This window comes from Clostridioides difficile ATCC 9689 = DSM 1296, assembly GCF_001077535.1.
Taxonomy (GTDB): domain Bacteria; phylum Bacillota; class Clostridia; order Peptostreptococcales; family Peptostreptococcaceae; genus Clostridioides; species Clostridioides difficile.
In genome coordinates, this window is record NZ_CP011968.1 from 661,936 (window position 1) to 676,259 (window position 14,324).

At 27.5% G+C, this 14,324-nt stretch carries 11 protein-coding genes; 10 read left to right on the forward strand and 1 reads right to left on the reverse strand.

The features are described 5' to 3' along the window. Positions 1 to 719 precede the first annotated feature (719 nt). The 4 genes from glsA to CDIF1296T_RS03585 all read left to right on the forward strand — a co-directional run bounded on the left by glsA (position 720) and on the right by CDIF1296T_RS03585 (position 4,913). Entirely contained in the window at positions 720 to 1,649 is a 930-nt protein-coding gene (gene glsA / locus CDIF1296T_RS03570; RefSeq protein ID WP_003417962.1) for a glutaminase A, read from the forward strand. 97 nt (positions 1,650 to 1,746) lie between these two features. Next, the gene (locus tag CDIF1296T_RS03575) at positions 1,747 to 2,310 is read left to right on the forward strand and encodes an ArsR/SmtB family transcription factor (protein WP_003417965.1); all 564 of its coding nucleotides are present in this window, start codon (positions 1,747 to 1,749) and stop codon (positions 2,308 to 2,310) included. Positions 2,311 to 2,797: 487 nt separating this feature from the next. Then, positions 2,798 to 3,634, forward strand: coding sequence for a deoxyribonuclease IV (locus tag CDIF1296T_RS03580; protein ID WP_003438990.1), 837 nt, complete (start codon positions 2,798 to 2,800; stop codon positions 3,632 to 3,634). A gap of 283 nt (positions 3,635 to 3,917) precedes the next feature. Further along, positions 3,918 to 4,913 (forward strand): aldo/keto reductase, encoded by a 996-nt coding sequence (locus CDIF1296T_RS03585; RefSeq protein ID WP_009895580.1) that lies wholly within the window; start codon positions 3,918 to 3,920, stop codon positions 4,911 to 4,913. Between the two features lie 256 nt (positions 4,914 to 5,169). Here CDIF1296T_RS03585 and CDIF1296T_RS03590 read toward each other — a convergent pair whose 3' ends face one another. Then, complete coding sequence (locus CDIF1296T_RS03590; protein WP_009895581.1) at positions 5,170 to 5,574, reverse strand: RusA family crossover junction endodeoxyribonuclease; 405 nt, start codon at positions 5,572 to 5,574, stop codon at positions 5,170 to 5,172. Between the two features lie 1,081 nt (positions 5,575 to 6,655). Here CDIF1296T_RS03590 and queG point away from each other — a divergent pair. The 6 genes from queG (at position 6,656) to CDIF1296T_RS03625 (ending at position 14,286) form a co-directional block, all read left to right on the forward strand. Next, positions 6,656 to 7,570: a tRNA epoxyqueuosine(34) reductase QueG gene (gene queG / locus CDIF1296T_RS03600; protein WP_009895582.1), complete on the forward strand. Its 915-nt coding sequence runs from the start codon at positions 6,656 to 6,658 to the stop codon at positions 7,568 to 7,570. A gap of 105 nt (positions 7,571 to 7,675) precedes the next feature. Next, entirely contained in the window at positions 7,676 to 9,913 is a 2,238-nt protein-coding gene (locus tag CDIF1296T_RS03605) for an ATP-binding protein (RefSeq protein ID WP_003438993.1), read from the forward strand. Positions 9,914 to 10,109: 196 nt separating this feature from the next. Beyond that, complete coding sequence (gene nth, locus CDIF1296T_RS19500; protein WP_009895583.1) at positions 10,110 to 11,327, forward strand: endonuclease III; 1,218 nt, start codon at positions 10,110 to 10,112, stop codon at positions 11,325 to 11,327. Between the two features lie 193 nt (positions 11,328 to 11,520). Further along, complete coding sequence (gene trmL / locus CDIF1296T_RS03615) at positions 11,521 to 11,991, forward strand: tRNA (uridine(34)/cytosine(34)/5-carboxymethylaminomethyluridine(34)-2'-O)-methyltransferase TrmL (RefSeq protein WP_003429657.1); 471 nt, start codon at positions 11,521 to 11,523, stop codon at positions 11,989 to 11,991. A 35-nt stretch (positions 11,992 to 12,026) separates the two neighbouring features. Continuing rightward, the gene (locus tag CDIF1296T_RS03620; RefSeq protein ID WP_003438997.1) at positions 12,027 to 12,875 is read left to right on the forward strand and encodes a DegV family protein; all 849 of its coding nucleotides are present in this window, start codon (positions 12,027 to 12,029) and stop codon (positions 12,873 to 12,875) included. Positions 12,876 to 13,281: 406 nt separating this feature from the next. Continuing rightward, complete coding sequence (locus tag CDIF1296T_RS03625; protein WP_009895584.1) at positions 13,282 to 14,286, forward strand: BMP family ABC transporter substrate-binding protein; 1,005 nt, start codon at positions 13,282 to 13,284, stop codon at positions 14,284 to 14,286. Positions 14,287 to 14,324 lie beyond the last annotated feature (38 nt).

A 14,324-nucleotide genomic window follows, 5' to 3' on the forward strand; every position in this document is an offset into this window, starting at 1 on the left:
AGTAAAAGAGTAAAAGAGTAAAAGAGTAAAAGAGTAAAAGAGTAAAAGAGTAAAAGAGTAAAAGGTGTTGGGTTAGAAATTTTTGGTGTTATAAAAATTTAAATTACTGGATTATTAGATTGCTGGATTGCTAAATTACTAGGTTGTTAAATTATTGAATTATTAGGTTGTTGAATTACTAGGTTGTTAAGTTACTGGATTATTTAGATAGTTAGATTACTAGGTTGTTAAATTATTGAATTATTAGATTGTTGAATTACTAAATTACTAGGTTGTTAAGTTACTGGATTATTTAGATAGTTAGATTACTAGGTTGTTAAATTATTGAATTATTAGATTGTTGAATTACTAAATTACTAGGTTGTTAAGTTACTGGATTATTAGATAGTTAGATTACTAGGTTGTTAAATTATTGAATTGTTAGATTGTTGAATTACTAAATTATTAGGTTGTTAAGTTACTGGATTATTAGATAGTTAGATTATTAGATTGCTAAATTATTAGGTTGTTAAATTACTGGATTATTAGATTACTAAATTGCTAGGTTGTTAAATTATTGAATTACTAAATTATTAAGCTCTTTAAACTATTTAAATTGTTTGAAAAATGAATTGATTCTTGTAGAAAATAATTTTAAAGTATAATTTTTTTTAACATTGTTTTATTATAGTATAAACTTGTGCTAAAATAGAATATATAACATAATATAAGAGGTGCATATGAATACGTTAGATGAGACATTATTAAAAGAAATTATAAGTTCTAATAAGAAGTATACTAATTATGGACAAGTCGCTAGTTACATACCAGAATTAAAAAACGCTAGAAGAAATGATTTAGGAATTTGTATCATAGATAGCGAAAATAATCTTTATAGTGCTGGAAACTGTAGCACAAAGTTTACTATACAAAGTATTTCAAAACCAATTGTGCTTGCTATGGCACTTATGGATAATGATTGGGAAGACGTTTTTTCAAACGTTGGAATGGAGCCAAGTGGGGACCCATTTAATTCAATAATGAAACTTGAAATTAATGACACAAAAAAACCCTGTAATCCAATGATAAATGCAGGGGCTATAGTAACCACTTCCCTTATAAATGGGAGTTGTTTAGAAGAAAAAGAAGAAAGAATGCTTAGTTTCTTTAGAAAGTTAGCAAAAAATGATAATATAGGAATAAACTATGATGTCTATAAGTCTGAAAAAATGACTGGAGATAGAAACAGAGCTATGGCTTACTTATTGAAAAGTGATGGATTTATCAGAGGGAATGTAGAAGATGTTCTAGACCTTTATTTTAAACAATGCTCAATTGAGATAGATTCTGTAGATTTAGCGAGAATTGGAATAAATCTTGCAAATTATGGAGTAGATATAGAAAATGGTGAGCATTTAATGAGTGAAATGGTTTCTAGGATTGTCAAGACATTTATGATGACTTGTGGAATGTATGATGCTTCTGGGGAATTTGCTATTAAAGTTGGCATTCCTGCAAAATCTGGAGTTGGGGGTGGTATAATGGCTTCTGTGCCGGGACGCATGGGGATTGGTGTTTATGGACCTGCGCTTGACAAAAAAGGTAACAGCGTCGCAGGAGTTAAAGTTTTAGAGGAGTTGTCAAATAAACTCAAATTAAATATTTTTTAAAATATTAAGAAAGGATTTTTTTGACAACAACATATAATTTAATATATAATTAAATTGTAAAGAAATATGAATTAAATAAATTTTTTAGGAGGGGTCAATGAAAGAGGTATTGGTATTACGAGATTTGGAGTGCATAAAGGCTATTGCGCATCCACGTAGAATAGATATTCTAAAAGCATTTGACAAATCGCCATTGTCAGCAAAACAATTATCTCAATTATTGGAAGAACCTCATGCAAAAATAAACTACCATATAAAAATGTTATACAAAGTTGGTATTTTAGAATTAGTTGAGGAAAAAATAAAGTCGGGGATTGTGGAAAAGTACTATTATCCAAGTGCAAAAAATGTGGTTATAGGGAATAGGATACTTAATTTTTCTTTAGACAATGGGGAAGAAAAAGAAGAATTGTACATATCAAAATTTGAAAATATGAGTGAAGTTTTTTATAAGGCAGCAGAGGAAGATGTTTTAGAAAATGAAAATATAGTTGATTATCATGATATTTCTCTTACTCATGATGAATTAGTTGAACTTAGTGACACTATGAAGTCAAAGATAGATGAAATTTTAAATAAAAGACAACACAATGTTGAAGGTTCTAAGTATGATATAGCTATGGTTATAGTTCCTACTCTTGAGGAGGAATGTCCTAGTTAGAGAATTAATTATGGATTAATTAAAGATATAATATTAGAGATTGAACATCAAAATTTACTTAATAATCAAAAAATAGTTTTTGGTATGGGTAAAACAATGATTTTTAATCTCTATTTTTTTGTTTTCTTATACCTATTGTATTTGTAAATAATATGTATAGTATAAGATGTATACACTATCTGAGAAGTGCTTAGATAATATACAAAGTATGTAAGATTATAATATTTGAAATTGATTAAAATGGGTATAATTAAAGTGTAAATATTAAAATTAAAAATTAATATAAATTAAATCAATGCTAGAAATATGTTAAAAGAGGAATGAGATTAGTTGGGATAGAACATCCCTTAGAGCTTATGAATTTTTAGTGAAAAAGTACTATCAAATAGGAATCTCCATCTTCATATGTTGGCTAAATGTAGTTAAGGTGGAGTAGTTCAAAATTAAAATTGAGTACAAGTAGTAGTACAAATAAAAGGAGATTAATATGATTAAATTAGGAACACATCTTTCAATAGCAAAAGGATTTGCTAATGCGGCTGAGACAGCTGTATATATTGGTGCAAATACATTTCAATTTTTTAGTAGAAATCCAAGAGGAGGAAATGCTAAAGAATTTGATGAAAAAGATATAATTAAATTTCAAGAAATTAGAAAAGAAAATAATTTTGCACCACTGCTTGCACATGCACCATATACTATGAATCTGGGTGGTACAAAGGATGATGTATACGAATTTGCAACAAGGGTGATAGATGAGGATATAAGAAGGATGGACTCATTAGGAATTGAATACATGTGTTTTCATCCTGGAAGTCATGTAGGTGGTGGTGTAGATTTTGGCATAGATAGAATAGTAAAAGGATTGAACAATGCCATAAAGGGTGATGAAAATATAACTATACTTCTTGAAACTATGTCGGGAAAGGGAACTGAAATAGGTTTTAAATTTGAGCAATTAAAAAGTATAATAGACAAAATTGAGCATAAAGAAAAAATAGGTGTGTGTCTTGATACATGTCATATTTTTTCAGCTGGTTATGATATAGTGAATGATTTAGATGGGGTTTTGGAAGAATTTGATAAGGTTATAGGCATAGAAAGATTGAAAACTGTCCATCTAAATGATAGTATGATGCCATTTGGAGACAAAAAAGACAGACATGCTCCTATAGGGGAAGGAAAGATAGGATTAAAAGCATTAATTGATTTTATGGAACATCCTAGTCTAAAACATTTACCATTTTTCTTAGAAACTCCTTTTGATGATGAAGGTCACAAGAGAGAGCTTAAAATGATAAAAGAAATACTATCTAGTAAATAAACCTTTATTAAAAATATGTGAAATACTCCGCCCTCAACATAATTAGGGTGGAGATACAATTATCAAATGTGATAATTTAAATTAATGGATAGGAATAACAAAAATTGTATACAAATTAACTGGGTATAAAGTATGATTATATTATGAATAGACTGATATAAAATATAATTATATTATGAATAGTATGTAAATATATTGCAAAGATTCTCATAATTTGTTGTATAATTAAAGATGACATATTTATATTATATAAAAAATTATTAAAAGTTAGGTGGGGAAAGATATGAGAAATTTAGGCAATACTAACATGAAAATAAAGAGAGTTGGCTTTGGGGGCATTCCAATACAAAGGATTACTCAAGATGATACTAACTTAGTTATAAATGAGTTAGAAAAACAAGGAATAAACTTTATTGATAGTGCAAGAGGGTATACAATAAGTGAGGAAGCAATCGGAATTGCCATTGAAGGAAAAAGAGATAAATTTTTCTTAGCTACTAAAAGTATGTCCAGAGATTATGATTCAATGAAGAGAGATGTTGAAATAAGTTTAAATAATTTTAAAACTGATTTTATAGATTTATATCAATTCCATAATGTTAAAGAAGAGGAGTATGATAATCTTTTTAAAGATAAAATGGCTTATAGTGCCCTTTTAGAGGCAAAGGAGCAAGGTAAGATAAAACATATTGGTATAACTAGTCACAATTTAAATACTATAGAAAAAGCTATAGAAGATGGAAAATTTGACACTATACAATTCCCTTACAATATAGTTGAAGGACAAGCAGATGAAGTGTTTAAAAAAGCTCATGAAAAAGGAATTGGGATAATAGTAATGAAACCTTTAGCTGGAGGTGCTTTAGACAATGCAACACTGGCTATTAAATATATACTATCTAAAGATTACATAGATGTAGTTATACCAGGTATGGAGAGTGTTGAACAGGTTAGACAAAATGTCGCTGTACTTGAAAATCTTGTGCTAGATGAAAAAGATAATAAGGAAATTGAAGAAATAAGAAATTCTTTAGGTAAAAAATTCTGTAGAAGATGCGAATATTGTATGCCTTGTGCTGTAGGAATAAATATACCATTGAGTTTTTTATGTGAAGGTTATTATACTAGATATGGATTAAAAGAGTGGGCTAAAGAAAAATATGAGGTTATGGATGTTAAACCTACTGAGTGTATTGACTGTGGGCTTTGCGAGAGTAGATGTCCATATGAACTTCCTATAAGAGAAATGCTTAAGACTGTTGTTGAAAAGCTAGGATAGATTTTATTTATTGAAATCGGTGTATTAAATTTACTCCGATTTCTTTTTATTAGATGTGGTCTTATATACAAATATTAAATTTACATAGTTATAGCTATTATATAAATTTAATATTTGTTTAATACTTATTAAATATTTACTTAATGCTTTTTAAAAACATTTGTTTGAGTATAGACATAACACAATTATTATTGTTGTATTAGTATAGTTTCAAATACTGGAGTATCAATATAATGTCGAATAACACATAAAATCTTTATTTTTCAAAAATATTATAGGATATATCGTATTTAGATACTGGATAAAGTTCAATTTCAACCCTAGGGTTATCTTTATCTATAAAATCAAATAAAAGTACTGGCTTAAGTTGTTTATCATTTTTTATTATTCCACTTTTTTCAATACCATCACAAATACTTTTTGGATAATTATGTAAATCCCCCATTCTCTTATTTGGGAAGAATAATTTCAAGACTGTTATTAGATTTTCTTCAACAGTTTCCCCTTGATACTGTTGGTTTATAAAACCTGCAATCATGTTTTCGTATGCAAGATACTTAGAATATTTTCCCTTTGAAGGCATCCATGCTTGACCATTTATGTTATGAAGCTTAAAATTAGATTTACTAATAGGTCTACCTGGAATTGTTATTTTAATCAAATTTTTCACCATCCTTATACAGTATTTATTATAATCTGTATATGATTTAAAAGCAAATTGTTATTTAAAGTGTTTTTACAGAGCTTGTTTGTAAAATTTTCCACTTTAGATGTAGTAATATAAGATAAGTATTTTGCTTACAAATTTTAAAATTTGATATATGATGGACATATTCATATTAGACTATTATAAGACCTTCATAATATTAATAAGTATAGTTTAGTAAAGAGAGTAAAAAGAAATCCATATAAGTCAAGTAAAGACTTAATAAATGGCAATGTAAATGGGATATTAATTATAAGAAAAAATCAATCTTTTTGCATTAACTATAGGAAGAATGTCAAAATATAACTAATGATATTTGAAGTTTTAGAGTTTATATTAAAAGGTAAGAAGGTTAAGTGGGTAAAAAAGGTTGAATAGATTAAAAAGGCTAAGTATCTAAAAGAGTTAAGTAGGTAAAAAAGTTAAATAAGTAAATGAAAAAGGCTAAGTATATAAAAGAGTTAATAGGTAAAAAAGTTAAATAAGTAAATGAAAAAGGCTAAGTATATAAAGGAGTTAGTAGATAAAAAAATTAAATAGATAAAAAGATTAAGTATCTAAAAGCGTTGGTAGATAAAAAAATTAAATAAATAAAAAAGATTAAGTATTCAAAAGAGTTAGTAGGTAAAATAATTAAATAGATAAAAAGACTAATTATTTAAAGGAGTTAAGTAGATAGAAAAGTTAAATAAGTAAATGAAAAAGACGAAGTATTTAAAAGAGTTAGTAAATAAAAAAGATGAAGTATCTAAAAGAGTTAGTAGGTAAAAAACTAAATAGGTAAAAAGATGAAGTATCTAAAAGAGTTAGTAGGTAAAAAATTAAATAGGTAAAAAGACGAAGTACCTAAAAGAGTTAGTAGGTAAAAAAATTAAATAGATAAAAAGACGAAGTATCTAAAAGAGTTAAGCAGGTAAGAAAATTGAATAGCTAAAAAGATTAAGTATTTAAAAGAGTTAATAGCTAGAAAAGGTTAAAAAGACTAAAAAAAATAAATAAATTTAAAAAGTCAATTAGATTAAAAAGGAATAATTTTATGGATAATAAGGAATTAAAAGCATTTTGTAATTTAATAGGATTAAACTGTGTGGGAGTAGCAGGGGTAGATAAGTATGATAATTTAGAAAAGATACTTAAGGACAGACAACAAAAAGGTTATTTAACTGGTATGGAAGAACCAATAATTGAGAACAGAATTAACCCAAGAAATATAATGAAGGATGCTAACTCTATAATAGTCTGTGCATTTCCATATCATATAAATAGACAAGAAAAGAATAAAAATTCAAATTTATCAAAATATTGTCATGGAAAGGATTATCACATTGTAGTAAAGGACTTTTTACAACAAATTTGTGATTATATTTCTAAAACAGTAACAGATTTTAAATACAAGTTATTTGCTGATAATGGACCATTAGTTGACAGGTATTTAGCTTATTTATCAGGAATAGGATATTTTGGAATAAATAATAATATCATAACTGATGAATATGGTTCTTACATATTTATAGGGTATATAGTAAATAATTATAAATTTGAAGAAGATAAACCACTAGAAAAAAGTTGTTTTAAATGTGGTAAGTGTGTAAAATATTGTCCGGGAAATGCTATATTGGGAAATTATGATATGAACCCCAAAAAATGTTTATCATATATAACTCAAAAAAAAGGAGATTTGTCAGAGAAAGAAAAAGTTGTTTTAAAGAATGGCAAAAAGGTATTTGGATGCGATATTTGTCAAGAAGTATGTCCACATAATGTTGAAATACCAACAACTCATATTTTGGAATTTAAAGAAAATATAATAGATTATTTGGATTATGATGAGATACAAAATATTTCAAATAAAGAATTTAAAAGGAGATATGGAGATAGAGCTTTTAGCTGGAGAGGGAGAAATATAATAAAGAGAAATATGGAAATAATTTTAGATAAGTATGATGACTAATAATAAGAGTCTGTTTCATATACTTTAATGTGTATTTACTTTAACACTTGTTGTATAAAAGTCATATTATATCATTAAAGTTAAATATGGGGAGGTGGGGGAATATTGAAATATAATAATACATCTGAAATAAATCCACTAGATTATATATTGGGTCAAGAAAGAGCTGTAGAAGCTATGGAATTAGGGTTGAAAATAAATAATCCAGCGTACAACATATATATAGCTGGTGAACCTGGAACTGGTAAAAGTACTTATGCCTTAAAGGTTTTAAATGAGTATGCATCCAAAAAAAATACGCATAAAGATTGGTGTTATATATATAATTTTGAAAACCCTAGAGAGCCTATTATAGTTGAATTAGAAAAGGGGTTTGGAAGAGAACTTAAGAAAGATATGGAGAAATTAATTGAAAGTCTTTTAGAAGATTTTAAAAATGCGTTTGAAAGTGAAAATTTTGAAATAGAAAAAAATAAACTTCTGGATGAATATGAAATAGAAAAAGATATGCTTTTGAAGCAAATTAAAAAATATGGAGAAGAAAAAGGATTTAAATTAAAACAGAGTAAAATGGGAATAGTTTTTATCCCTTTGAAAGAAGAGGAAGATGAAAGTGATGAGTCTGATGAAGAGTTTTACAAAGCTAAAAGAGAACTAGAAAATATGGCGATACAGGTCGTATATAAAATTAGAAACTTAGAAGAAATAGCTGAAAAAGCAGTGTTAGAGCTTGAAGAAGAGATAGCTAAACTTGTAGTAGAACCTCATATCAAGAGATTGTGTGAAAAATATGAAAATTATGATAAGATTCAAACTTATCTGGAAAATATAAAGAAAGATATAATAGAATATATGTATTTATTCTATTTAGATGAAGAGGAGTTAAAAGATAAGTATGATAAAGAGCATTTTATTAAATATAAAATTAACCTATTTGTAGACAATGGAAGCTCAAAGAATAAAGAATCAGCACCTGTTGTAGTAGAGATAAACCCAAGTCCAGCAAATCTATTTGGAAAGGCAGAGTATGATTATGCAAATGGAAATATAAAGACTGATTTCACAAAACTATTATCAGGAGCATTTCATAGGGCTAATGGTGGTTATTTAGTACTTTATGCAGACCAATTACTAAAATATACAATGTCTTGGGAAATTCTTAAAAAGACTTTGCAGACTAAAAAAGTAATATTGGAAACACAAACAGCAATTAAACCAGAAAATATGCCATTGGATGTTAAATTAGTACTGATTGGAAGCCACTATATATATGATATTTTATATAGATATGATGAAGATTTTGAAAAATATTTTAAAGTATTTGTAGACTTTGATAGTGAAATGGATAAAAATGAAGATAATGAAGAAGGAATAGCAAGATTTATAGCATACCAATGTGATAAGAATAATTTAAGGCATTTTACTAAATCAGCAGTTGAAGAGGTTATTAAATTTAGCACTAGATTATCTGGTGATTTAGAAAAACTATCAACTAAGTTTAATAAAATAATGGAAGTTGTAATAGAAGGAAGTGCTTATGCAGAGTTTAGAAATTCGGAGTATACAGAGCAGTGTGATGTTAAAAAAGCAATAAGTGAAAAGAGAAAAAGAATCAATAGAGTGGAAACACATATGGATGAATCAATTGAAAATGGATTTACTCTAATAGAAACAGAGGGAAGAAAAGTAGGAGTGATAAATGGTTTGTCAGTCTTAAGTACAGGAGAATACTCTTTTGGTAGAGCTTCAAGGATTACAGCGACCACTAGCCCAGGAAGTAAAGGCATAGTAAATATAGAAAGAGAAGTAAATATGAGTGGCTCTATACATAACAAAGGAGTACTTATATTAGGTGGCTATCTTTCTGAGAATTTTGCACAGGATTTACTATTGTCACTAAATGCATATGTTTGTTTTGAACAAAATTATGGTGGAATAGATGGAGATAGTGCATCTTCTGCAGAATTATATGTACTATTATCATCTCTTAGTGGAGTATCAATTAAACAAAATATTGCTGTTACAGGTTCTATAAATCAAAAGGGTGATATACAAGTAGTTGGTGGTATAAGTGAAAAGATAGAAGGATTTTATTCTATATGTAAAACTAAAGGGTTAAATGGTGAGCAAGGCGTCATAATTCCTAGAAAAAATCAAAGAAATCTCGTTTTATCAGATGAAGTTAATGATGCAGTGCGAGATGGAAAATTTAAGATATATACTGTTGAAAGAGTAGAAGAGGCTATAGAGATATTGACAGATGTTAAATTTGAAGAAATAAAGAAATTGGTAAAAGAAAAATTAATATCTTTCAGCAAGATACAAACTGTGTCAAAAGAATAAGTTTATTATAGAATTTAATGGGTATTTATGTATAATAAAAAGCAAGAACTTTAATAGGTTTTTGCTTTTTTTGTAAATATATATAAATTAAATTCTTATTTTGTATGTTTTATATATTGATGTTTATTTTTTTGTTGATATGATTAAACCATTTATAAATAGGTTTTATAAATTAGTATTTTAAAGGGGGATAATTATGAAAAATGTAAATCTAAAAGAGATAAATGAAAAAGATGTAATTTTGGAAGAAGAGATAAATAAAAAAGGAATGGATAAGAAAAATATAATTGAGAAGGAAGAGATAAATAAAAAAGGAATAGATAAGAAAGATATAATTGAGAAGAAAGAGATAAATAAAAAAGGAATAGATAAGAAAGATATAATTGAGAAGAAAGAGATAAATAAAAAAGGAATAGATAAGAAAGATATAATTGAGAAGAAAGAGATAAATAAAAAAGAAATGGATAAGAAAGATATAATTGAGAAGGAAGAGATAAATAAAAAAGGAATGAATAAGAAAGATATAATTGAGAAGGAAGAGATAAATGAAAAAGGAATAGATAAAATGATTGGTAAAAAAGATGAGATAATTGATGAGAAAGATATAGAGAATTTTATGGATATTGAAGAAGATAAAAAAAGTATCAAAGTAAGTAAAAAAAGTACTAAAAAAGGTGAAACGGAGAAAAAAACAAAGAAGAGTAGTTCTAATAAGGCTACACAAAAAACAAGTAAAGAAACTAAAAGTAAGTCTAAAATTAAAAATGAGTCAGCAAATGAAAAAGACGTAAATAAGATTTTAGACGAGTTAGAAAAATTGTATCCAGATGCTAAATGTGAGTTAAATTATGGGACAGCCTTTGAACTTTTAATAGCAACTATTTTATCAGCACAATGTACTGATGTAAGAGTGAATAAAGTTACTTCAGAGTTGTTTAAAAAGTACAACACAGCTAGAGACTTTGCTAATTTGAGCATTGAAGAAATTAGTAAAGAGATAAAGAGTTGTGGTCTTTACAAAAGCAAGTCTCAAAAAATAAAGGATACATCTGAACAGCTATGTGAATTATATGATGGTGAAGTACCTGATAGCTTAGAAAAGCTTATAAAATTACCTGGTGTTGGAAGAAAAACAGCAGGGGTTGTACTTAGTAACGCTTTTAATCATCCAGCAATAGCTGTAGATACTCATGTATTTAGAGTTAGCAATAGAATAGGAATAGTGGACGAGCCAAATCCTCAAAAAACAGAATTTGCACTTATGGAAGCTATACCAAAAGAAAGATGGTCACACTCACATCATGTATTAATTTTTCATGGAAGAAGAATGTGTAAAGCTAGAAATCCAGAATGTGCAAGTTGCCCAATAAAAGAAGATTGTAATTATTATAAAGAACTTAATGAAACGAAATAACTTTTAGAAAGTAAGTTGTACAAGAGGGATTTTCTGATATAATAATACTTGTGAAAATGTTAGATAAAAAACTATTATATACATGAAATAAAAATTATTATTAACATTATTTTATATAATAGTATAATATTATTGTTATTCTGTTTATAAAATAAAATTTGATAAATAAAAGCGATACTTAGGGAGGATTAAAATGTCATTAAATATAGTATTAGTAGAACCAGAAATACCTCAAAATACAGGAAATATAATAAGAACCTGTGCAGCAACAGGTTCAACTTTACATTTAGTAAAACCACTGGGTTTTTCATTGGATGATAAACACCTAAAAAGATGTGGGCTTGACTATTGGGATATAGCTGATATACAATATTACGATAGCTTTGAAGAATTACAAGAAAAGTATCCAAATAGTAAATACTTTTTTTCTACAACAAAGGCTAAACAGTCACATTCAGATGTGAAATATGAAGAAAATTGTTTTATAGTATTTGGGAAAGAAACAAAGGGATTACCAGAACCTTTGTTGAAAGCAAATATGGATACTTGTATTAGAGTGCCTATGTTGGATGTTGAAAAGGCTAGGTCATTAAATTTATCAAATTCAGTTGCTATTGTAGTGTACGAGGCTTTAAGACAAATAGGATACCCAAATATGAGGTAGTTTCAACAAGCCTAAATGAGAAAGGAGCATACTTAATGAAAAATCTAAAGATAATCTGTGACAGTTTATCGGACGTGCCAAAAGATTTGTTAGATAAATATGATATAGATATAGTTTCATTAACAGTTATACTGGAGGAAAGAGAATACAAGGATAGAATTGATATATCTGGAGATGAATTTTATAAAAGGCTTAGAGAAGAAAATGTATATCCAAAAACTTCTCAAGCTACTTATGCCCAATTTAAGGAAATTTTTGAGAAATATACAAATGAGGATAGAGAGATACTTTATATAGCAGGGTCTGCCACAGCTACAGGTACGTATCAAAGTGCTGTAATGGCAAAGAATGATGTAGATGGTAAAATATATACATATGACTCTAACTTGCTTTGTATGGGAACTGGTTTACTTGTAATAAAAGCAGGAGAACTTGCAAGTGAAGGAAAGTCTGTTGCTGAAATATTGCCTGTTTTGGATGAATTAAAAGAGAAGGCTTTTGTTATATTTTCAGTAGATACATTGGAATATTTACAAAAGGGAGGTAGAATATCATCTACTAAGGCAGCAATAGGAAGTATATTAAATATAAAACCGATTCTTGAAATAAGAGATGGATTAGTTTCGCAAATATCTCAAGTAAGAGGAAAGAAGAATGTAATTTCTAAGATGATGGAATTGATAAAATCAAATTGTGGTGATGATTTATCAGACCAAATTGTGTATATAGGATATAGTGATGATTTTAAGGAAAAGGAACAATTATCTAAGGTTATGCAAGATGAATTAAGACCTAAAGAAATTAGATTTTTCCAAATTGGTGTGTGTATAGGTGCACATGCTGGTCCTGGTGTTACTGGTATCATATGCTTAAAAAATAAATAATATATTTTTGGGTGACATTATTTATTTTTTTATTAAATTAGGATAGAATATTAATTATTGAGATGTTAAATTGGATTTATTTTGTATGAAATTAAGTGTTGATATATTAGATTTAGTTTGTAGGGAAGTGTGTAAATAGATAAGAATCTATTGCACACTTTTTTATAGTAAGATTTATTAAAAAAATTTCAAAATGTACTTGTAAATTGTATATAAAAAAATTGTAAATAGGATGTAAAAGTAAATAGGATGTAAAAGTAAATAGGATGTAAAAGTAAATAGGATGTAAAAGTAAATAGGATGTAAAAGTAAATAGGATGTAAAAGTAAATAGGATGTAAAAGTAAGTAGGATGTAAAAATAAATAGGATATAAAAATATCGTAAATGTATGAGGAGTGAAATTTAATGCGTTTCAAAAGAATATTGATATTGATGTTAACTGTAGCAATGATAGCTGGAATGTTGGTTGGGTGTGCTAATAACCCAAGCAATAATCCTAGCTCTAGCAAAGATAATAAAAGTGATATAAGCGATAAAAGTAATTCAAAAAAATCTGTATCAATGATACTAGATATTGAAGGAACAAATAATGAAGCTATGAATAATTCAGCTTTATTAGCATTAAACAATGCTCAAAAGAAACTTAATATAGATACAAACAAAGTGGAATCAGATGATTCCTCAACTTTTTCTAATAGTATAGATATTTTATGTAATGACAATTACGATTTAATTATAGCTGTAGGAGCTAGATTTGCAAAACCATTGGAGATGGTAGCCAAGAAATATCCAAAGCAACAATTTGCAATTATAGACTATGAGTATGACAAGCAACCTTCTAATATAACTTCAATTTCTTATGAAGATAATAAATCTGGATATCTAGCTGGATTAATTGCTGGAAAAATGACTGAAAGCGATAAGGTTGGTTTTATAGGAGGAATAAAGAGCTCTAGTAGGGATAAATTTGAATCAGGTTTTAGAGAGGGTGTTAAATTTTCTAATAGTAGTATAAAGGATATTTCAGTTGAGTATGCAGATGTTTTTAAAGATAGCAAATCAGTAGAATCTATAGCTAAAAAAATGATGGATAATGGAGTGGATATTATTTTTTCTACTACTGAAGATGATTCAAAAGCTGTAATAGATGCAGTAAGGGCAAAAAATAAAAAAGTTATAGCAACGAATAAAGACCAACATGAGTTAGCTCCAGAAAATGTTATAAGTTCTATTGTAAAAGATTTTGAGAATCCTACTTATAATCTGATACAAAGTTTTGTAAAAGGAAATTATAAAGGCGGAAAAGTTATAGAAAACACAGTTAAGTCTGGAAGTACTGGGCTTGCCCAAAATAGTTCTCAAAATATTCCTCCAGATGTGTTAGAATATGTTAATAAGAACAATAAATAATCTACTATAATATCCAAGAATACTTATGACTTTAGTTA